Origin of the sequence: Bradyrhizobium sp. LTSP849, from assembly GCF_000938255.1 — a bacterium.
In the GTDB taxonomy this organism is placed as follows: Bacteria; Pseudomonadota; Alphaproteobacteria; order Rhizobiales; family Xanthobacteraceae; genus Bradyrhizobium.
Genome location: NZ_JYMR01000007.1, coordinates 12,946 through 33,102, shown reverse-complemented (window position 1 = coordinate 33,102; position 20,157 = coordinate 12,946). Strand labels below are relative to the sequence as shown.

17 protein-coding genes are annotated in these 20,157 nt (G+C 64.6%); 13 read left to right on the top strand and 4 right to left on the bottom strand.

Annotation, left to right across the window (positions count from 1 at the left end):
• Positions 1-56 precede the first annotated feature (56 nt).
• Positions 57-566 carry an OsmC family protein gene (locus UB31_RS06160; RefSeq protein WP_045010214.1) on the top strand — a complete coding sequence of 170 codons (510 nt, stop codon included), beginning with the start codon at positions 57-59 and terminating at the stop codon, positions 564-566.
• Positions 567-707: 141 nt separating this feature from the next.
• The gene (locus UB31_RS06155; RefSeq protein ID WP_045010260.1) at positions 708-1,508 is read left to right on the top strand and encodes a hypothetical protein; all 801 of its coding nucleotides are present in this window, start codon (positions 708-710) and stop codon (positions 1,506-1,508) included.
• 107 nt (positions 1,509-1,615) lie between these two features.
• On the opposite strand, the gene mutS is transcribed toward UB31_RS06155, so the two are convergent.
• Positions 1,616-4,354 (bottom strand): DNA mismatch repair protein MutS, encoded by a 2,739-nt coding sequence (gene mutS, locus UB31_RS06150; protein WP_045010213.1) that lies wholly within the window; start codon positions 4,352-4,354, stop codon positions 1,616-1,618.
• Between the two features lie 216 nt (positions 4,355-4,570).
• Between mutS and pcaF the strand changes: the two genes are divergently transcribed.
• The 6 genes from pcaF (at position 4,571) to UB31_RS06120 (ending at position 11,244) form a co-directional block, all read left to right on the top strand.
• The gene (gene pcaF, locus UB31_RS06145; RefSeq protein WP_045010212.1) at positions 4,571-5,779 is read left to right on the top strand and encodes a 3-oxoadipyl-CoA thiolase; all 1,209 of its coding nucleotides are present in this window, start codon (positions 4,571-4,573) and stop codon (positions 5,777-5,779) included.
• 49 nt (positions 5,780-5,828) lie between these two features.
• A complete protein-coding gene (locus tag UB31_RS06140; RefSeq protein ID WP_045010211.1) occupies positions 5,829-6,722 on the top strand; it encodes a dioxygenase family protein in 894 nt (297 codons plus the stop codon).
• Between the two features lie 111 nt (positions 6,723-6,833).
• Entirely contained in the window at positions 6,834-7,535 is a 702-nt protein-coding gene (gene pcaH, locus UB31_RS06135; protein WP_045005941.1) for a protocatechuate 3,4-dioxygenase subunit beta, read from the top strand.
• A gap of 1 nt (position 7,536) precedes the next feature.
• Complete coding sequence (gene pcaG / locus UB31_RS06130; RefSeq protein WP_045010210.1) at positions 7,537-8,139, top strand: protocatechuate 3,4-dioxygenase subunit alpha; 603 nt, start codon at positions 7,537-7,539, stop codon at positions 8,137-8,139.
• 270 nt (positions 8,140-8,409) lie between these two features.
• Complete coding sequence (locus UB31_RS06125) at positions 8,410-10,101, top strand: methyl-accepting chemotaxis protein (protein WP_045010209.1); 1,692 nt, start codon at positions 8,410-8,412, stop codon at positions 10,099-10,101.
• Positions 10,102-10,149: 48 nt separating this feature from the next.
• A complete protein-coding gene (locus tag UB31_RS06120; protein WP_045010208.1) occupies positions 10,150-11,244 on the top strand; it encodes a phosphotransferase in 1,095 nt (364 codons plus the stop codon).
• A gap of 134 nt (positions 11,245-11,378) precedes the next feature.
• Here the strand turns inward: UB31_RS06120 and UB31_RS06115 are convergent, their stop codons facing one another.
• From UB31_RS06115 to UB31_RS06105, 3 genes are read right to left on the bottom strand one after another with little or no spacing between them, the layout of a single operon-like run.
• Positions 11,379-12,935, bottom strand: coding sequence for an MDR family MFS transporter (locus UB31_RS06115; protein WP_045005937.1), 1,557 nt, complete (start codon positions 12,933-12,935; stop codon positions 11,379-11,381).
• 4 nt (positions 12,936-12,939) lie between these two features.
• Positions 12,940-14,103, bottom strand: coding sequence for an HlyD family secretion protein (locus UB31_RS06110; RefSeq protein WP_045010207.1), 1,164 nt, complete (start codon positions 14,101-14,103; stop codon positions 12,940-12,942).
• Entirely contained in the window at positions 14,096-14,578 is a 483-nt protein-coding gene (locus UB31_RS06105; protein WP_045005935.1) for a MarR family winged helix-turn-helix transcriptional regulator, read from the bottom strand. Before UB31_RS06105 ends, UB31_RS06110 begins: the two co-directional genes overlap by 8 nt.
• A 155-nt stretch (positions 14,579-14,733) precedes the next feature.
• Here UB31_RS06105 and UB31_RS06100 point away from each other — a divergent pair, with 155 nt between their 5' ends.
• From UB31_RS06100 to UB31_RS06080, 5 genes are all read left to right on the top strand, one after another.
• A complete protein-coding gene (locus tag UB31_RS06100) occupies positions 14,734-15,228 on the top strand; it encodes a Fur family transcriptional regulator (RefSeq protein ID WP_045005934.1) in 495 nt (164 codons plus the stop codon).
• Between the two features lie 35 nt (positions 15,229-15,263).
• On the top strand, positions 15,264-16,217 hold the full coding sequence (locus UB31_RS06095; RefSeq protein WP_045010206.1) for a DMT family transporter: 954 nt from the start codon (positions 15,264-15,266) through the stop codon (positions 16,215-16,217).
• 12 nt (positions 16,218-16,229) lie between these two features.
• Positions 16,230-17,513 carry a flavodoxin-dependent (E)-4-hydroxy-3-methylbut-2-enyl-diphosphate synthase gene (ispG, locus tag UB31_RS06090; RefSeq protein ID WP_045010205.1) on the top strand — a complete coding sequence of 428 codons (1,284 nt, stop codon included), beginning with the start codon at positions 16,230-16,232 and terminating at the stop codon, positions 17,511-17,513.
• Positions 17,514-17,743: 230 nt separating this feature from the next.
• A complete protein-coding gene (locus UB31_RS06085; protein WP_045010259.1) occupies positions 17,744-18,640 on the top strand; it encodes a TauD/TfdA dioxygenase family protein in 897 nt (298 codons plus the stop codon).
• Between the two features lie 178 nt (positions 18,641-18,818).
• Positions 18,819-20,156: a Rieske 2Fe-2S domain-containing protein gene (locus UB31_RS06080; protein WP_045010204.1), complete on the top strand. Its 1,338-nt coding sequence runs from the start codon at positions 18,819-18,821 to the stop codon at positions 20,154-20,156.
• Position 20,157: the final 1 nt, after the last annotated feature.

Sequence of the window (20,157 nt, the reverse complement as noted above, 5' to 3'; positions counted from 1 at the left end):
GCCGGTACATCGCAAGCCAGTACTTCGTAGAGGCGATTTTTCCGGGAGAGAACAAGATGGACGCCGCAGAACTGCGCCTGATGCAGGCCCCGATCAAGGAGCGCTACAAGACCGACCCCAAGACCGCGATGATCACGCTAAAGGCCAAGGGCTCGACTGACAGCGAAGGCATCGCCTGCAAGGTCGAGACCGGCCGCGCCATCGCAATGGCTGGCCTGCATCCGGCGACCGGCGGCTCGGGCCTCGAGCTCTGCTCCGGCGACATGCTGCTCGAGGCTCTCGTCGCCTGTGCCGGCGTCACGCTGAAATCGGTCGCGACCGCGATCGAGGTGCCGCTGAAGACCGGCAATGTCTACGCCGAGGGCGATCTCGATTTTCGCGGCACGCTCGGCGTCGACAAGGAGACCCCTGTCGGCTTCGCCGAGATCCGGTTGCGCTTCGAGGTCGACACCGATGCGCCGCAGGACAAGCTCGATTTGCTGCTGAAGCTCACCGAGCGCTATTGCGTGGTCTATCAGACCATCAAGAACGGCCCGAAGGTTTCGGTGTCGATGCAGCGGATGTAGCCATCAGTGTCGTCCTGGCGAAAGCCAGGACCCCTGCGCGAGCGCTTGCGCTCGTCGCAACCACCACCGTTCAACACAGCGAAGCCTGTGGTTATGGGTCCCGGATTTGCGCTTCGCTTGTCCGGGACGACGAAGAAGAAAATGTCCCTCGACCTCCACTTCATCCTCTTCCTTCTCTTGCGCATGGCGATCGCGGCGGCGTTCGTCGTGACGGCGTCGATCATCACGGAACGCTCGGGGCCGGTGATCGGCGCGCTGATCGCGACCTTGCCGGTCTCGGCCGGCCCGTCCTACGTCTTCCTCGCGTTCGACCATGACGCCGCCTTCATCGCGCAGGGTGCGCTGTCGAGCCTGCCGGTCAATGCGGCGACGATCTTCATGTGCCTCACCTATGTCGTGCTGGCGCAGCGGCACAGCATGCTGGTGAGTTATGGAAGCGCATTCGCGGTCTGGATCGTGTTCGCCTCGATCATCAAGCAGTTCGACTGGACGCTCACCGCCGGGCTCGCCGCCAACCTGATTGCGTTCGGCATCTGCATTCCGCTCTTGGCGGGCTATCGCCACGTGAAGATGCCGCTGGTGACGCGGCGCTGGTACGATGTGCCGATGCGGGCTGCGCTGGTCGCAACCCTCGTCGCGATCGTCGTCTCGACCTCGGGCTGGGTCGGCCCCCGCATCAGCGGCATCATCGCGCTGTACCCGGTCGTGTTCTCCAGCATGATGGCGATCCTGCATCCGCGCATCGGCGGTCCGCCGACAGCCGCGGTGCTGGCCAATTCCGCCTGGGGCCTGCTCGGATTCGGGATGGCGATCGCCGTGCTGCACGTTGGCGCGGCGAACTTCGGCTCGGCGATCGGGCTGAGCCTTGGACTCGCGACCTGCGTCGTGTGGAATCTGACGCTGTGGTGGAACGGGCGGCGGAAACGGCTGGCGACGGCGTAATTGTAGGGTGGGCAAAGGCGCGCTCTTTGCGCGCCGTGCCCACCATCCGTCCGCGAATTCGCCGTTGCATGGTGGGCACGCTGCGCTTTGCCCACCCTACGGCACCGCTATTGCTTCGGCAGCTTCGCCTTCAACGCATAAAGCGCATCGAGTGCCTCGCGCGGCGACATCTCGTCGGGATGCAGCGCCTTGACCGCTTCCATCAGCAGTTCGGCTTCGCTCGGCGGGGCAGCTTCGGCGGCGGCGCGCGAGGGCACCGCGAACAGTGGCAGATCGTCGGCGAGCGCGCGTGCGGTTTGGCCGCGATCTTGCGCTTCAAGCTTGGCCAGCACGGATTTGGCACGCGTGATCACGGCCGGCGGCAGGCCCGCGAGTTTTGCGACCTGAATGCCGTAGGAGCGATCGGCCGAGCCCGGCAGCACCTCGTGCAGGAATACGACATTGCCCTGCCATTCCTTCACCCGCACGGTCGCGTTGAACATCCGCGGCAGTTTTGCGGAGAGCGCAGTCAGCTCGTGATAATGCGTGGCGAACAGCGTGCGGCAACGGTTGCTCTCGTGCAGGTGCTCGATCGCGGCCCAGGCGATCGAGAGACCATCGAAGGTCGCGGTGCCGCGGCCGATCTCGTCGAGGATCACGAGCGCGCGCTCGCCGGCCTGGTTGAGGATCGCGGCGGTCTCGACCATCTCGACCATGAAGGTCGAGCGGCCGCGGGCGAGATCGTCGGCGGCGCCGACACGTGAGAACAGGCGGTCGATGATGCCGATCCGCGCGCGCGCCGCCGGCACGAAACTGCCGATCTGCGCCAGCAGCGCAATCAGCGCGTTCTGGCGCAGGAAGGTCGATTTACCGGCCATGTTCGGACCGGTAATCAACCAGAGCTGGCCGGACTTTTGCCCCGGCGCCGGTGAGAGATCGGAGGCATTGGCAATGAACGGTTCGCCATTGCGCTTCAAGGCCTGCTCGACCACGGGATGGCGGCCGGCCTCGATGGCAAAGCCGAGGGAGTCGTCGACTTCGGGCCGTACATAATTCTCATCGATCGCGAGCTTGGCGAGCGACGTTGCGACGTCGAGCAGCGCGAAGGCATGGGCGGCCGCGCGCAAATCGTCGCTGACCGCGAGCGCCTTCACGGAGAGCCGCTCAAAAATCTCGAGCTCGAGTCCGAGCGCGCGGTCGCCGGCGTTGGCGATCTTGGCCTCGATCTCGCCGAGCTCGGAGGTGGTGAAGCGCACCTGTCCCGCCAGCGTCTGGCGATGGATGAAGGTCGCATTCAGCGGCGGCGACATCAGCTTGTCGCCGTGCTGCGCGGTGACCTCGACGAAATAGCCGAGCACGTTGTTGTGTCGGATCTTCAGACCCTTCACGCCCGTATTATCGGCGTAACGCGCCTGCATCGAGGCGACCACCAGCCGCGAGGCGTCGCGCAGGTTGCGCGTTTCGTCGAGTGCGGGCTCATAGCCCTGGCGAACGAAGCCGCCGTCGCGCTTGATCAGTGGCAATTGCTCGTCGAGCGCACTGGCAAATTCTGCCGCGAGTTCGCGGGACGGACGTTGCAGCGCCGCCATCACGGCTGCGATTTCATGCGGCGGCTGCTCGAGCTCGCCGAGCCGCGCCAAGGCCTGGTCGGCCGCCATGATGCCATCGCGCAGGCCGGCGAGATCGCGCGGCCCGCCGCGGCCGACCGAGAGCCGCGCCAAAGCGCGCGACATGTCGGGCGCGCCACGCAGGATGCTGCGGATGTCCTCGCGCGCGGCCGAATCCGCAACGAAGCTGCTGACCGCGTCAAGCCGCCGCGCGATTGCCGCCGCATCGGTCAATGGCGCCGCCAGACGCTGCGCCAGCAAGCGCGAGCCGGCCGATGTCACCGTGCAGTCGATCGCGTCGAGCAGCGAGCCGCGGCGTTCGCCCGCGAGCGTTCGCGTCAGTTCGAGATTGGCGCGCGTGGCCGGATCGATTGCCATGGTCGCACCGGAGGCTTCGCGCGCGGGCGGCGACAGCGGCGGATGCTTGCCGACCTGGGTGCGGTCGACATAGGTGACGGCGGCCGCAGCGGCCGTGGCTTCAAGCCGCGAGAGCTGCGAGAGCCCGTCCATGGTCGCGACCGCGAAATAATCGCACAGGCGCTTTTCGGCGGTGGCGCCGTCGAAGACGTCGCGGGTCAGCGGCGCCACCGCCGGCAGCTCGCGCAAGGTCTGGCCGAGCTCGCTGTCGTTATAGAGCGCGTCGGTGACGATCGCCTCGTTCGGATTGATGCGCGCCAACGTCGCGGCGAGCTCGCCGCCTGAGCATTCCAGCACCATGAATTCGGCGGTCGAGATGTCGATCCAGGCGAGGCCAAAGCGGTCGCCGCCGGCCGACGAACGTGCCCGCGCAATCGCCAGCAGATAATTATTGGCGCGCGCATCGAGCAGCGTGTCCTCGGTCAGCGTGCCCGGCGTCACCAGCCGCACCACGCCGCGCCGCACTACGCTCTTGTTGCCACGCGCTTTGGCGGCGGCCGGATCCTCGGTCTGCTCGCAGACCGCGACCCGATGGCCGGCGGTGATCAGGCGGTGCAGATAATCCTCGGAGCGCTCGACCGGCACGCCGCACATCGGGATATCTGCGCCCTGATGCTTGCCGCGCTTGGTCAGGACGATGCCGAGGGTTTTCGAGGCGATCTCGGCGTCCTCGAAGAACAGCTCGTAGAAATCGCCCATCCGGTAGAACAGCAGCAGGCCCGGATGCCCGGCCTTTATTTCAAGGTACTGTTCCATCATCGGCGTGACGCGCGCGGCAGCTTCCGCCTGCGGCGCGGGCACGTCATCGAGGGGCGGTATAGGGATGGGCTGTTGCATCGTCATGAGCGGCGCAACCTACAAAATTTCGACCCATGGTCCTACCGCTTTGGCCGGGAGCGGCGGGTTTTCCACGTTGTCCGCACCGCGGCATGCGTGGCGAGCGTGCGCGCCCCTCGGAACACGCGCGAAACCGTCAATTGACCTGTCGCGGGCGCCCTCCTAAAACTCCGCCGACATTGAAGAATTCTGGCCGAACCGCGGCATTCAGGGAGAACAACGATGCGTGACGTCTTTATCTGCGATGCCGTGCGGACCCCGATCGGCCGTTTCGGCGGCTCGCTCGCCAAGGTGCGCGCCGATGACCTCGCGGCTGCCCCGATCAAGGCGCTGATGGCGAAGCACCCCAATCTCGATTGGGCGCAGGTGGACGAGGTGTTCTTCGGCTGCGCCAACCAGGCCGGCGAGGACAACCGCAACGTCGCGCGCATGGCGCTGCTGCTGGCGGGCCTCCCGGATTCGGTTCCCGGCCAGACCTTGAACCGCCTCTGTGCCTCGGGCCTCGATGCGGTCGGTGCGGCCGGCCGCGCCATTCGCTCCGGCGAGATCGAGCTTGCGATCGCTGGCGGCGTCGAGTCCATGACTCGCGCCCCCTTCGTGATGGGCAAGGCGCAGGAAGCCTTCTCGCGCTCCGCCGAGATTTTTGACACCACCATCGGCTGGCGCTTCATCAATCCACTGCTGAAGGCGCAGTACGGCGTCGATGCGATGCCGGAGACCGGCGAGAATGTCGCCGAGGAATTCCAGGTCTCGCGGGCCGACCAGGATGCCTTCGCGATCCGCTCGCAGCAGCGCGCGGGCGCGGCGATCGCAGCCGGTTATTTCGCCGAAGAGATCATCCCGATCACCATTCCCGGCGGCAAGGCCGGTCCGATCACGGTCGACAAGGACGAGCATCCGCGTCCCGAAACCACGCTCGAAGCCCTGACCAAACTGAAGCCGATCGTGCGCAATCCCGGCACGGTGACGGCCGGCAACGCCTCCGGCGTCAATGACGGCGCCGCCGCGATGATCCTCGCCTCCGAGGCTGCCGTGAAGAAGCACGGCCTGACGCCCCGCGCCCGCATCCTTGGCCTTGCCTCCGCCGGCGTGCCGCCGCGCATCATGGGCATCGGCCCGGTGCCTGCGACCCGCAAGCTGATGGAGCGGCTCGGCAAGAAGATCAGCGATTTCGACCTGATCGAGCTCAACGAAGCCTTCGCCTCGCAGGGTATCGCCTGCATGCGCCAGCTCGGCGTTGCCGACGATGCCGATTTCGTCAATCCGCATGGCGGCGCCATCGCGCTCGGCCATCCCCTCGGCATGAGCGGCGCCCGTCTCGCGCTCACCGCCGTGCACGGCATGGAAAAGCGCGGCGGCAAGCTCGCACTGGCCACCATGTGCGTCGGCGTCGGCCAGGGCGTCGCGGTCGCGATCGAGAAGCTGAATTAAGCTCTCTCCCTCTCCCCGCTTGCGGGGAGAGGGCATTCAGGGATCGTTCATGATCATCGAGCGCGAGCAGGACGTCACGGCCGCGGCATTGGCGGTGATGGAGCGGACGTCCGATCCGCGGCTGCGCCAGATCATGGTGTCTCTGGTCAAGCACCTGCATACCTTCGTCCGCGATGTTCGCCTGACCGAGGCTGAATTCCGCGACGCCACGGCGATCGTGGCGGAGCTCGGCAAGCTTTCGACCGACACGCATAATGAAGTCGTGCTGATGGCGGGCTCGCTCGGCGTCTCCCCGCTGGTGTGCCTGCTCAACAATGGCGATCAGGGCAACACGGAAACGGATCAGTCGCTGCTCGGACCGTTCTGGCGGCTGAACTCGCCGCGGATGGAGAATGGCGGATCGATCGTCCGCTCCGAGACTCCGGGGGCACCGCTGTTCGTCAGTGGCCGCGTCGTGGACAAGGACGGCCGCCCGGTCGCCGGCGCGGAGGTCGATGTCTGGCACGCTTCGCCGGTCGGTCTTTATGAGAACCAGGATCCCGAGCAGGCGGACATGAACCTGCGCGGCAAGTTCACGACCGACCAGGATGGACGCTTCTCGTTCCGCTCGGTGATGATGATTGGCTATCCTATTCCGACCAACGGCGTGGTCGGGCGCCTCTTGAAGGCGCAGAGCCGGCACCCCTATCGTCCCGCGCATCTGCACGCCCTGATCTTCAAGCCCGGATTCAAGGTGCTGATCTCGCAGGTCTACGACCCCGCTGATCCGCACATCGACAGCGACGTGCAGTTCGGCGTGACACAAGCGCTGATCGGCAAGTTCGTGCGCCACGATTCGCCTTATCCGAGCGCGGCGGCCGTCGCAATGCCCTGGTATTCGCTCGACCACACCTACCGGCTCGAGGACGGAGAGGCCGTGCTGCCGCGGCCGCCAATCAAATAGCGTTGGGCGCAGGAGGCCTGCTAAACTCACTTCCCTAGATTAGTTATATTCTATAATGATCGGCGGAAGCGTTGACCGGCTGGACCGAAATCGCCGGGGAGGAGTTCGCCAATGACATTCATCTACCCCGTCGACAGCAACAAGGCGCATCCGCTGCCGCTGTCGCCCGAATACAAGAGCTCGATCAAGCGCGCGCCGAACAAGCCCTTGATCCCGATGCGCCATACGCTGTCGGAGCTGACCGGCCCGGTCTACGGCCACGAGACCGTGCGCGACGGCGACAACGACCTCACCACCCAGCACAAAGGCGAGCCGCTCGGCGAGCGCATCATCGTGCACGGCCATGTCCGCGACGAGGACGGCCGCGGCGTGCCGAACTCGCTGGTCGAGATCTGGCAGGCCAATGCCTGCGGTCGCTACGTCCATGTCCGTGATCAGCATCCGGCGCCGCTCGATCCGAATTTTACCGGCGCAGGCCGCACGCAAAGCGATGCCTCCGGCTACTACCGCTTCGTCACCATCAAGCCCGGCGCCTACCCCTGGGGCAATCACCACAACGCCTGGCGTCCGGCGCACATCCATCTCTCGGTGTTCGGCCACTCTTTCGTCACGCGGCTGGTGACGCAGATGTATTTCCCGGGCGATCCACTGTTCCCGTTCGATCCGATCTTCAACTCGGTGCCGGACGAGGCCGCGCGGATGCGGATGGTGTCGTCGTTCGACTTGGAGAATACCAAGCCCGAATGGGCGCTGTGCTACCGCTTCGACATCGTGCTGCGCGGCAAGAACGCCACTCCCATGGAGACCAAGTAACGTGCAGGATAACGTAAAGGACAACGGAATCACGCCATCGCAGACCGTCGGTCCGTTCTTCAAATACGGCCTGACACCGACCGGCGACTACGCCTGGAATGACGCCTTCACCAACTCGACGCTCACGCCCGACGTCACGGGCGATCGCGTCCGCATCGAGGGCCGGGTGTTCGACGGCGACGGCGCCGTCGTGCCGGACGCCATGCTCGAGATCTGGCAGGCGGATGCGCAGGGCCGCTTCGCCGATCCGCAGGACAAGCGCGCGCTGCCGAATGCCAGCTTCCGCGGCTTCGCTCGTTGCGGCACCGACAAGGACGGCCATTATTCCTTCGAAACTATCAAGCCGGGCGTGGTGCCGGATCCGGACGGCAAGCCGCGGGCGCCGCACATTGTTCTGGCGGTGTTCGGCCGCGGCATGCTGCGGCATCTCTATACCCGCATCTACTTCGGCGACGAGGCCGGCAACGCCGTCGATCCCGTGCTGGCACTGGTGCCGGCCGACCGCCGCGCCACGCTGATCGCTGTGCGCGAGGCCGGTAAGGCGGTGTATTGCCTCGACCTGCATTTGCAGGGCGGCGAGGAGACAGTGTTCTTCGACGTGTGAGGATGGATGCGATGGCGTGTGCGGCAACGATGATGTCGGCACGCCACACATCTGACCGGGCCTGATGTTGCAACGCGGCGGTCCTCAAAACTATCTTTGGGCTATTTCCCCGTCTTCGCACGCGACCGCTGCGCTGTACGAGAAGTGCGTTGCCGATTTTCCCGTAGTTCGCCGGGGTCGTTTCAGTACAATTTCCGCGCGAAGCAATCCCGTGTTTACCGCAAGCCCTTAACGTCCGATTTGATTCGACGCGGGCTACCGGATTGTTCCATGAAAATACGTCTGTCGCTTTCTTCCGCGATCATTGCGTTCGGCATTGTTCTGGCCGTCGGTTTCACGGCCGTGGTTGCCACCAGCTACTATGCGCTGCGCGAGCTCAAGGTCGGAGGTCCGCTCTACACCGACATCAAGCTCGGCAACGATCTGATCGCGGATATCCTGCCGCCGCCGGAATACGTCATCGAGGCCTATCTCGAAGCGACGCTGGCGATGCGCGAGCCGGATCAGCTGGCGGCTCATGGTGAGCGTCTGGTCCAGCTCCGCAAGGACTACGACGAGCGTAAGGCGTACTGGACCGCCTCGAGCCTCTCCGCCGACCTGAAGACCGCCCTGGTGTCGAAATCAGACGCCGAAGTACAGAAATTCTGGAAGCTTCTGTCCGATCAGCTCCTGCCGGCCCTCAAGGCCAAGGACACGGCCGCCGCCGAGCGCGCCTACGCGCAGCTCAAGGACGCCTATACCGCGCATCGCGCTATCATCGACAGCATCGTCGAGAGCGCCAACAAGCAGAATGCCGATATGGAGAAGCTGGCCGCGGATCGCGACAGCTCGATCCTCTACATCCTGCTGGGCGTCTCCGCCGCCGTCCTGGCCTTCATTGCCGCGGGCCTGCTCGGTGTTGCCCTCGGCGTAGTGCGCCCGATCGTGCGCATGACCGATGCGATGCAAAAGCTCGCGACCGGCGATCTCGCCGCCGACATCCCCTTCGCGCACCGTCAGGATGAGGTCGGCTCGATGGCAGGGGCGCTCCTCGTGTTCAAGCAGGCCGCCGTCGAGAATTCCCGGCTGCGTGAGGAGCAATTGCAGAAGGAGCAGGAGGCGGCGTCTGCCAAGCGCGGCGCCCTGCATCAAATGGCTGAGACCGTCGAGCGCGAGACCGGCCGCTCCGTCGACACCGCGAGTGCTGCGGCCGCGGGTGTGGAACGGGCTGCCTCCAGCCTGTCCGAGATCGCCCGCTCGCTGTCCTCGGAGTCGCAGGCCGTGGCCTCGGTGTCCACCCAGGCCCTGAGCAGCTCGCAGACCGTCTCCGCCGCGGCCGAGGAGCTGAGCGCCTCGATCCGGGAGATCGCTACCCAGGTCGCGCGCACCAGCACGGTCACCAAATCGGCGGTCGCAGGCCGCGAACAGGCGCGCTCAACCATCCAGACGCTGGCCGACTCGGTGAAGAAGATCGCAGAGGTCTCCGACCTCATTGGCGGCATCGCCGGCCAGACCAACCTGCTGGCGCTCAATGCCACGATCGAGGCGGCGCGCGCGGGCGAGGCGGGCCGCGGCTTCGCGGTGGTCGCCGCCGAGGTGAAATCATTGTCCGACCAGACCGCTAAATCCACCGAGGAAATCGCGCGCCTGATCGCCGAGATCCAGGCCTCCACCCAGGCCGCAGTCGACGCCGTCGAGACGATGGGAGGTCACATCGTCGAGATCGACGGCGTCGCGACCTCAGTCGCCGCGGCGATGGAAGAGCAGGATGCCGCAACAAGGGAGATTGCGCGGTCGATTTCCGAGTCGGCCTCGGCGGCGAAGGACGTCTCGACCAAGATCGGCAATGTCAGCCGCGACGCCGCCTCGGTGAACGAGCGCGCCACGGAGGTCAGGCAGGCGATCGCCGGCATGGCGGCGAACCTCGAATCGCTGCGCACGGTGGTGGTCCGGACAGTGCGCGACTCGACCGCGGCGGCGTAGCTTGGCGCCCGGTCAGCCCGCTGGTGCCCGCGGTTTTGATCGTGCAGTATGGCACCGCACGGGGGCATCGTGGCTTTCATGACAGATTCGCAACTGCCGGCGGTCGCCGAGCCGGCTTATCTCACCGCCGCGCTACGCAAGGCCGGCGTGCTGGACGCCGGTGCCGTCCGTGAAGTGAAGGTGCTGCATGAGCGTGACACCGTCGTGTCACATATCGTTCGCCTCGGCCTACGCTATGTCGGGGAGTCTGCCGGCGCCCCGCAATCCCTGATCCTCAAGACCGCGCATGCTGACTTCGCCAAGACGCTTGCAAATGGCGGCCGGCACGAGGTGGCCTTCTACACGCAGCTTGCGCCAAAAATGCCGCGGGGGCTCGTGCCGAGTTGCTTCGACGGGCATTTCGACGAGGAAAGCCATGCCTGGCATCTCCTGCTCGAGGACCTCACCGACAGTCATGAGATTGCGAGCCAATGGCCGCTGCCGCCCTCACGCGAGCAGATGATGGCGATCGTCACCACGCTGGCGCGTTTGCATGCGGCCTGGTGGGATCATGCCAGCCTCGGCGAGACCGTCGGCACCTGGGCGAGCACTGAGGACAGCGCGACGCACATGGAGACCTTCGCCGGCCATTACGACCGCTTCGCCGATCTGCTCGGCGACCGCCTCAGCGAGGAGCGGCGCCTGCTCTACCGCCGCCTCGTCGAGCAGTCGGCCCGGCTGTCCCAGCGTTACCATTCGCGCCGCCACGTCAGCATCACCCATGGCGATGCTCATACCTGGAATTTCCTGCTGCCGCGTGCCGGTGTCGCCGACACCGTGCGCATCTTCGATTTCGACCTGTGGGGCATCAATGTTCCCACCAGCGATCTCGCCTACATGATGGCAATGCAATGGTATCCGGAGCGCCGGCAGGCGCTCGAACGTCCCCTGCTCAACCTCTACCATGAGACACTGATCGCGCACGGCGTCACCGGCTACACGCGCGGCGCGCTCGACCAGGATTATCGCTCGTCGGTGCTCTGGCACATCACCAAACCGGTCTGGCAATGGAGCATCAACATCCCACCGTTGATCTGGTGGAACAATCTGGAGCGGGTGATGATGGCGGTCGAGGATCTGGGTTGTGAGGAGATTTTGGGGTAGGGTAGCGCAACCTACGCGCTGTCGTCGCCCGGCTTGACCGGGCGACCCAGTAGTCCGTGACGCCAGTGATTGAATCGAGAAGCCACGGCGTACTGGGCGGATGCCCCGGTCAAGCCGGGGCATGACACCTGCTGTTACTCCATCACCGCATGTTCCGGCGCCGCCGTCTGCTTGCGCAGTGTGGCCTTGGTCGAGCCGATCATGAAGGCAAGCGGGATGGTGCAGAGGATGAAGAACATCACGAGCTGATAGTCGCGCGCAAAGGCGATGATCTGCGCCTGGAGGCCAACGATTCTGTCGGCCATGGCGCGGCCGGCGTCGGTCGACAGATTGATCATGCCGCTGACGTCGGGCATCTGGAGCGCGTGATTGAACGGGTTGATGTGCTCGGACAGGATCGCATAGGTCTTGCGCGTGCCCTGGGTCAGCTGGGCGATGACGATGGAGATGCCGACCGAGCTCGCGACGTTGCGGAAGAGCGTCAGCATCGAGGTGCCATCGGTGCGCAGATGGTTCGGCAGAGTGAGGAACGCGACCGTCGAAAGCGGAACGAAGACGAGGCCGAAGCCAAACCCCTGGATCACGCTGACGACCACGATTTCCGGCACCTGGGTCTGGTCGGTCCAGCCGGTCATCTGGAACAGCGATGCCGCCGTCAGCGTCAGCCCGGAGATGATCAGCGTGCGCGCCTCGATGTAGCGCATGATGCGCCCGACCATCATCATCGCGAAGAAGGTGCCGAAGCCGCGGCTCGCGAGCAGGCCGCCGGCGGTCATGATGGGATAGCCGATGACGTTTTGTAAGTAGGGCGACGCGAGCGCCATCGTCGAATACAGCACGAGCCCCATCACCGTCATGAAGATGACGCCGGTGAGGAAATTGCGGTCTTTGAACAGCGCGAATTGGATGAACGGCCGCGACGTCGTGAAGGAGTGCGCGAAGAAATAGTAAAAGGCGACGGCGGAGACGGCAAATTCGGTCAGGATCTCTGCGGACTCGAACCAGTCGAGCTGCTCGCCGCGGTCGAGCGCGAGCTGGAGCGCGCCAATCCCGATCGCCAGCGCGGCGAAGCCGAACCAGTCGAATTTGAGGCTGGAATCCTGCTTGGTCTCGTCCATGAAGATGGAGAGCCCGAGCACGGTGATCGCGCCGAACGGCAGATTGACGAAGAACACCCAGTGCCAGGAATAGGTCTCGGTCAGCCAGGCGCCGAGCGAGGGGCCCATGATGGGGCCCATCATCACGCCCATGCCCCAGATCGACATCGCCTTGGCGCGTTCCTGGAGCGTGTAATAGTCGAGCATGACCGACTGCGACAGCGGCACCAGGGCTGCGCCGAACACGCCTTGCAGCAGGCGGAACAGCACCATCTGGTTGATGTCCTGCGCCAGCCCGCACAGTACGGAGGCGAAGGTGAACCCGGCGGCGCAGATGATGAAGATGCGCTTGCGGCCGAAGCGATTGGAGATCCAGCCCACCGGCGCCGTCATGATCGCGGCGGCGACGATGTAGGAGGTCAGCACCCAGTTGATCTGGTCCTGCGAGGCCGACAGCGTGCCCTGCATGTAGGGCAGCGCAACGTTGGCGATGGTGGTGTCCAGCGCCTGCATGATGGTCGCGGTCATGGCGCAGATCGTCACCATGTTCCGGCGCAGGCCGGGGACCATCAGGGCGGGATTGGACTCCGCCATCGGATCAGTCCTTGTCCTGGCTAGCTGTTGCCGACAGTCCGAACAGGCCAGCGAGCGAGCGCTGATGGCCGGTGTCGATGGTGGCATAGACGCTCATGCCGGCCTTCAGCCTCTTCACGTATTTGTCGGTCTCGTCGAAATAGATCCGGATCGGCACGCGCTGCACCACCTTGACGAAGTTGCCGGTGGCGTTCTGCGGCGGCAGGATCGCGAATTGTGCGCCGGTGCCGGGCGACAGCGAGCCGATCTTGCCCTTGAAGACATGGTTCGGAAACGCGTCGACCTCGAGCGTGACCGGCTGGCCTTCGGTGACGTGGGTGAGGTCGCTCTCCTTTGGATTGGCGTCGACCCAGGGATGGGCGACGTCGATGATGGAGAACACCGCCATGCCGGCGGAGACGTAGCGGCCGAGCTGGATCTGTTCGACCTGCGTCGCCACGCCGCCCATCGGCGCGCGCACCACGGCGTGGTCGAGATTGCGCTCGGTGTTGTCGAGCTTTGCCTTGGCCTGCGCGTAGGGCGGGAATTTTTCCAGTGGCAGGTCGGGATCGCCGAGCAGCTGGGTCTTGGCGGTCGAGATCTGCTGCTTGATGTACTGCGCGATCGAGCCGGACGTGACCAGCGCATTCGCCGAGTTGTCGAGGTCGAGCTGCGAGCCGAAGCTGTTCTTCACCAGTGACTGCTTGCGTTCGACGTCGCGCTGCTTCAGGTCGACGCCCTGCTGGGCGAGGTTGAGCATGTCGCCGTAGATCTTGATGTTGGCGCGGAGGTTGTCATAGGTCGTCTGCGCCTGCGCGAGCTGCGCCTTGGACTCGTCCACCGCGAGGCGGAACGGCACGGGGTCGATCTCGAACAGCTCGTCGCCTTTGTTGACGATCTGCCCCTCTTTCACGACGACCTTCTCGATCTTGCCGGAGATGTCGGGCGTCACCAAAACCTTCTGCGCGCCGACATAGGCATCGTCGGTGCCGACATAGCGGCCGCCATTGAGATAGAAGGTGAAGCCGGCGATGGCGACGACGATCGGCAGCACGACCATCAGCAGGAAGCGGCGATAGCGCCGCAGGCCCGCGACCAGGCGGCGGCGTGGGTCGGTGCCGGCCTTCTTGGTGGGCTTGCCGCTGTCGATCTTCTGCTCGGGCTGGAATTTGAGAACTTGATCAGCCATAGCGCTGCTCCTTACGCGCTTGTTCCGCTCCGGACGTCTGGATCGCGTTACGCACGTTTTCCTTGATGGTTTCGAGTTGGGTGAGGAGGCGATGGGCGTCCGCCGGACTGATGCCGTCGAGCGCGTTCGCCGTGAGTTCCGACTTCAGGCCGCTCATTTTACCGAGCAACGTCCGGCCGGCCTTCTTCAGATAGAGGCGCTTGACGCGGCGGTCCGAGGCGTCGTTGCGGCGCTCGATCCAGTCGCTGTCGCAGAGCTTGTCGATCAGGCGCGTCAGCGTGATCGGCTGCATCTCCAGTAGCTCGGCGAGTTCCGACTGTTTCATGCCCTCGCTGCGCTCGACCTTGGACAGCACCGCCCATTGCGCGCGGGTGATGCCGAAGCGCGACGCCTCCTTGTCGGCATAGACCCGCAAGAGACGGTAGAGTTCACCAAGCGTGAACAGGAAGTTCTGGTCGACGGACCCGCGGGTCATAAATGTCTCCCCCAATGAGCTTGACTATAATAAGCAAGCTTATGATTATTTCATGGCGGGTTAACGCGATGCTGTCCCGCAGCAAGAGCATGGCTGGCAGCCGTTCGGTGGCTGCGCTTTGGGTTCCCCAGCCGAAATGCTAGAAGGCGGGCCACATGACCCTCGCAAAGCCTGCATTTCCGACGCCTGACCACGATCACGGCCGCTGCACCGCCGACGCGCTGGCGCATGCCGAGGCGGTTTGCGAGCAGCGCGCGCAGAAATTCACGCCGATTCGTCGCCAGGTGTTGGCGGCGCTGCTCTCCAGCCACCGCCCGCTCGGGGCTTATGAGGTGATCGACGAACTGGCCAAATCGATGCCGCGGCCGGCGCCGATCACGGTCTACCGTGCTCTCGATTTTTTGATAACCAACGGTCTCGTGCACCGCATCGAAAGTCGCAACGCCTATCTCGCTTGTGCCGCCCACGACCATGACGCGACCTCGGCGGTGGCGTTCCTGATCTGCGAGCGCTGCGGCCTGGTCGGCGAGATCCCGTCGGCGTCCTTCGCCAAGGACCTCAATGCCGCGGCGCGTGCGTCAGGCTTTGCGCCGAAATTATCCGTGGTCGAGATCACGGGCACCTGTACCCATTGTCAGAAGACCTCTTAAAGCAACAACGGCGCGAAGCCGGATTTCGGGAAGAAATGTCCTCACCTCAAGTCAACCAATCCGCCGGTCGCCCCCTCAGTGCCGGTGCCATCGCCCTGATGCTCATGCTGTGCCTGACCTGGGGCTTCAATCAGATCGCGGTGAAGTTCGTTCTGCCCGATATTCCGCCGATGCTTCAGGCGATGATCCGGTCGATGGGTGCGTTGCCGGTGTTGTTCATCATCGGCACCGTGCGTGGCGTCAAATTCTTCGAGCGCGACGGCACGTGGAAGGCCGGTCTTTTTGCAGGATTGATGTTCGGCATCGAATTCGTGCTGATCTTCCAGGGCCTGCGTCTCACCTCCGCGTCGCGTGCGGTGGTGTTCCTGTACACCGCGCCGTTCTTCGTCGCGCTCGGTTCCTATCAGGTGCTTGGTGAGCGGTTAGGCTCCTCGCAATGGCTGGGGCTGGCCGTGAGCTTTGCCGGCGTCGCCCTCGCGATCGGCGTCCCGCAGGCCAACGTGGACTCGCACGTCCTGCTCGGCGATCTCTTGATCGTCGCCGGCGCCGCGCTGTGGGCCGCGACCACGCTGGTCGCCAAGGGCACGCGGCTGCGCTTCGCCGCGCCTGAGAAGGCGCTGGGCTATCAGGTCGCGACCTCGATCCCGATCCTCGGCACCGCCGCCTGGCTGTTTGGGGAATCCATCACCCACACGCCATCGCCGCTGTCGCTCGGCCTGATGGCCTTCCAGGCGATCTGGGTGGTGGGAACCACGTTCACGCTTTGGTTCGCGCTGGTGAAGACCTATTCGGCCAGCAAATTGTCGGCTTTTACCTTCATCACCCCTTTGTTTGGCGTGGTCGGTAGCTATTTCATCATGCACGACAGCCTGAGCCTGGCTTTCGGGGCCGCCGCCGTCCTTGTAATTGCTGGGCTTTTTCTGGTTAACCGTCCCAGCCAAACCGCTGCGGCGCCACGCGATGCATTGCTGAACGTCACCAAAACCTGATATTTGGACCCCATGAACAAGCTCGAAAACTCGATCGATTCCGACATCGCGGGCCCCGCGCCGCGTCATCACACCACCCAGGTCAAGGTTGGCAACGTCGCCGTCGGCGGCGGTGCGCCGATCGTGGTGCAGTCGATGACCAACACCGACACCGCCGATATCGACGGCACCATTGCCCAGGTCGCAGCGCTCGCGCGCGCCGGTTCCGAGCTGGTCCGCATTACCGTCGACCGCGAGGAGGCGGCAGCCGCCGTTCCGCACATCCGCGACGGCCTGCTCAAGCTCGGTCTCACCACGCCCCTGATCGGCGACTTCCACTATATCGGCCACAAGCTGCTCGCGGCGTATCCGGCCTGCGCTGAAGCGCTGGCCAAGTACCGCATCAATCCCGGCAATGTCGGCTTCAAGGACAAGCGCGACACGCAGTTCGCCGACATCATCGAGATCGCCAACAAGAACAACAAGCCGGTGCGCATCGGCGCCAACTGGGGCTCGCTCGACCAGGAGCTGCTGACCAGGCTGATGGATGAGAACACCGCCTCGGCCAATCCGCGCGATGCGCGCGCGGTGATGCGCGAAGCCATGGTGCAGTCGGCGCTGCTCTCGGCAGCGCGCGCCGAAGAGCTCGGCATGCCCAAGGACCGCATCATCCTGTCGGCCAAGGTCTCGGCGGTGCAGGATCTGATCGCGGTCTATGAGGTTCTCGCCAGCCGTTCCGATTACGCCATCCATCTCGGCCTCACCGAGGCCGGCATGGGCACCAAGGGCATCGTGGCGTCGTCTGCCGCGCTCGGCATCCTGCTTCAGCAGGGCATCGGCGACACCATCCGCATCTCGCTGACGCCTGAGCCCGGTGGCGACCGTACCCGCGAGGTGCAGGTCGGCCAGGAGTTGCTCCAGACCATGGGCTTCCGGACCTTCGTGCCGCTGGTTGCGGCCTGTCCCGGTTGCGGCCGCACCACCTCGACCACGTTCCAGGAGCTGGCCCAATCGATCCAGGGTTTCATTCGTGACGAGATGCCGAACTGGAAGACGAAATATCCCGGCGTCGAAGAGCTCAACGTCGCGGTGATGGGCTGCATCGTCAACGGCCCCGGCGAATCCAAGCACGCCAATATCGGCATCTCCTTGCCCGGCACTGGCGAAGCCCCGGCTGCGCCCGTCTTCGTCGACGGCAAGAAGTTCCGCACACTGCGCGGCCCGACCATCTCTGCCGACTTCAAGGCGCTGGTGATCGACTACATCGACCAGCGCTACGGCCAGGGCGCCAAGGCGCCGGTATCAGCGGCGGAGTAGTTTCACTCCGCTCGCGCTCCGCACTCAGCTGTCGTCCCGGCGAAGGCCGGGACCCATAACCCCAGGGAGGGGTTATGGCGCGAGATGGTGGTTACTGGATATTCGCCAAACTCGATCCTGTGGCTATGGATCCCGGCCTTCGCCGGGACGACACCGAGTTTGCGGCGCAGATTGCACATCCATTACCACGCGCTACGATGCTTCCAATCAAGATGATCGGGAGACACGCCATGAGCTCACTCGCCGGCAAGCAGGGTCCACGCTATCGCCACACGGCTGAGGACGGCGCGCCTTACGAAACCATCGCCGTCGAAAAACTCACACCCATCATCGGTGCGGAAATCACGGGCGTCGACATCGGCAAGCTCGTCTCCGACGACGCGCGCTCCAACCGGCAGATGGACGAGGTCCATCGCGCGCTCGCCGAAAATCTCGTCATCTTCTTCCGCGACCAGCACATCACGCCACAGCAGCATCTCGCCTTTGGCCGCAAGTTCGGCGAGCTGCATTTTCATCCGGCCGCCCCGCACGAGGACGAAGACCCGGCGCTGATGAAGATCTATGCGGATGCGAACTCGCCGCGCGCCAATGGCGAGGGCTGGCACTCCGATGTGTCGTGCGATCTCGAGCCGCCGATGGGGTCGATCCTCTACATCAAGCAGTGCCCACCGCGCGGCGGCGACACGTTGTTCGCCAACATGTACGCGGCCTATGAGGCGCTGTCCGACCGCATGAAGGCCTATCTCGACGGGCTCACTGCGCTGCATGACGGCGAGCCGATCTATCGTGGGCTCTACGCAAACTACGGAGTTGCCGACCGTCCGTCCTATCCGAACGCCGAGCACCCGGTGGTGCGCACGCACCCGGTCACGGGCAAGAAGGCACTCTACGTCAATCGCGGCTTCACCCGTCACATCAACGGCATCCCCCGCGACGAGAGCGACGCGATGCTCGCCTATCTCTACCAGCACGCCGAAAACCCGCTGTTCCAGTGCCGTTTCCGCTGGACCGAGAACGCCATCGCCTTCTGGGACAACCGCTGCGCCCAACACCGCGCGATGTGGGACTACTGGCCGCACACGCGGTCAGGGACGCGCGTGACGGTGAAGGGGGAGCGGCCGGTTTAGGCGCAGCTGTCGTAGGGTGGGCAAAGGCGCGTCAGCGCCGTGCCCACCAACTCCCTATCTCCAGTCGTAGTTGGGTGCTGGGCACGCTTCGCTTTGCCACCCTACGAAACGGTTCTTGCGTTGACGTCCTCCTCCGCCCGCGCCAATCTTCCTAAAAAACAAATCGGGAGGATCTGCCATGCTCCGCGCCGAGGATAACAAGTTCCTGACCGAATCGAGCCAGGGAACAGGCATGGGCGAATTGCTGCGCCGCTTCTGGATCCCGGTCCTTCTTTCTGAAGAACTCCCCGAGGCCGACGGCGAGCCGAAGAAGATCACGGTCCTCGGCGAAGAGCTGCTCGCCTTCCGCGACTCAGGCGGCGTGGTCGGTGTCATCGACCAATACTGTGCGCATCGCGGGGCCAATCTCTGGCTCGGGCGCAATGAGGAATGCGGCATCCGCTGCGTCTATCACGGCTGGAAGTTCGATACCGACGGCCGGTGCGTCGACATGCCGACCTCCTATCCCGATCTCAACGCCAAGGATCTCATCCGCATCAAGTCCTATCCGGTGCGCGAATGGGGTGAGATGATCTGGGCCTATATGGGCCCCGCGAATGCGATGCCCGAGCTGCCCGATCTCGAGATGGCGCTGCTGCCGGCCTCGCACCGCTACGTCAGCAAGAAATGGCAGGACTGCAATTGGGTGCAGGCGCTGGAGGGTTCGATCGACACCGCGCATTTCACCTTCGCGCATCTCTCCTTCGACAAGGAGGAGAACGAGATTCTGGACATCAAGAAGCACTTTGTGAATCCGCTCGTGCGGATGTCGAGCGACCACATGCGCTGGATTGCAGAGGATCCACGCCCGGTGATCAAGATCGCCGCGCACGAGGCGGGGCTGACGATCGCCGGCGGCCGGCTTACGGGCGGCGACAACATCTACTGGCGCATCGCGCAGTTCCTGATGCCGTTCCACGCCTATGCGCCGAGCGCGATGCCGGGCGAAAACATTTTTGGCCAGACCTTCGTGCCGGTGAGTGACACCAATTGCTGGATCTACACCTATGCCTGGAATCCGGAGCGGCCGCTGACGCAAGCAGAGCGCGACGCCTATGACCGCGGCAATGGCGTGATCTCGGAGGTCGATGACAATTACGTGCCGCTGCGTCACAAGGGCAACGACTATCTGATCGACCGCAAGCTCCAGAGGACCAAAAGCTACACCGGCATCAAGGGCGTCTCCGAGCAGGATGCCGCGGTGCAGGACAGCCAGGGTCCGATCGCCGACCGTACCCGCGAGCATCTCGGTCCGACCGATCTCGGCATCATGCATTTCCGGAAAGTCGTGATGGAGCTGGCGCGCGCGCTTCAGCACGGCGAGCCGCCGCCGCAGGCCGCGCATCAGGATCGCTACGCCGTGCGCTCCGGCGCCTGCGTCACCAGCAAGGCCAAGGACCTGCCCGCTGTGATGCTGGAGCGGTTCGGCGACGTCGCGGGCTTCGTCGGCCGTCCGCGGATTGCAGCGGCGGAGTAGC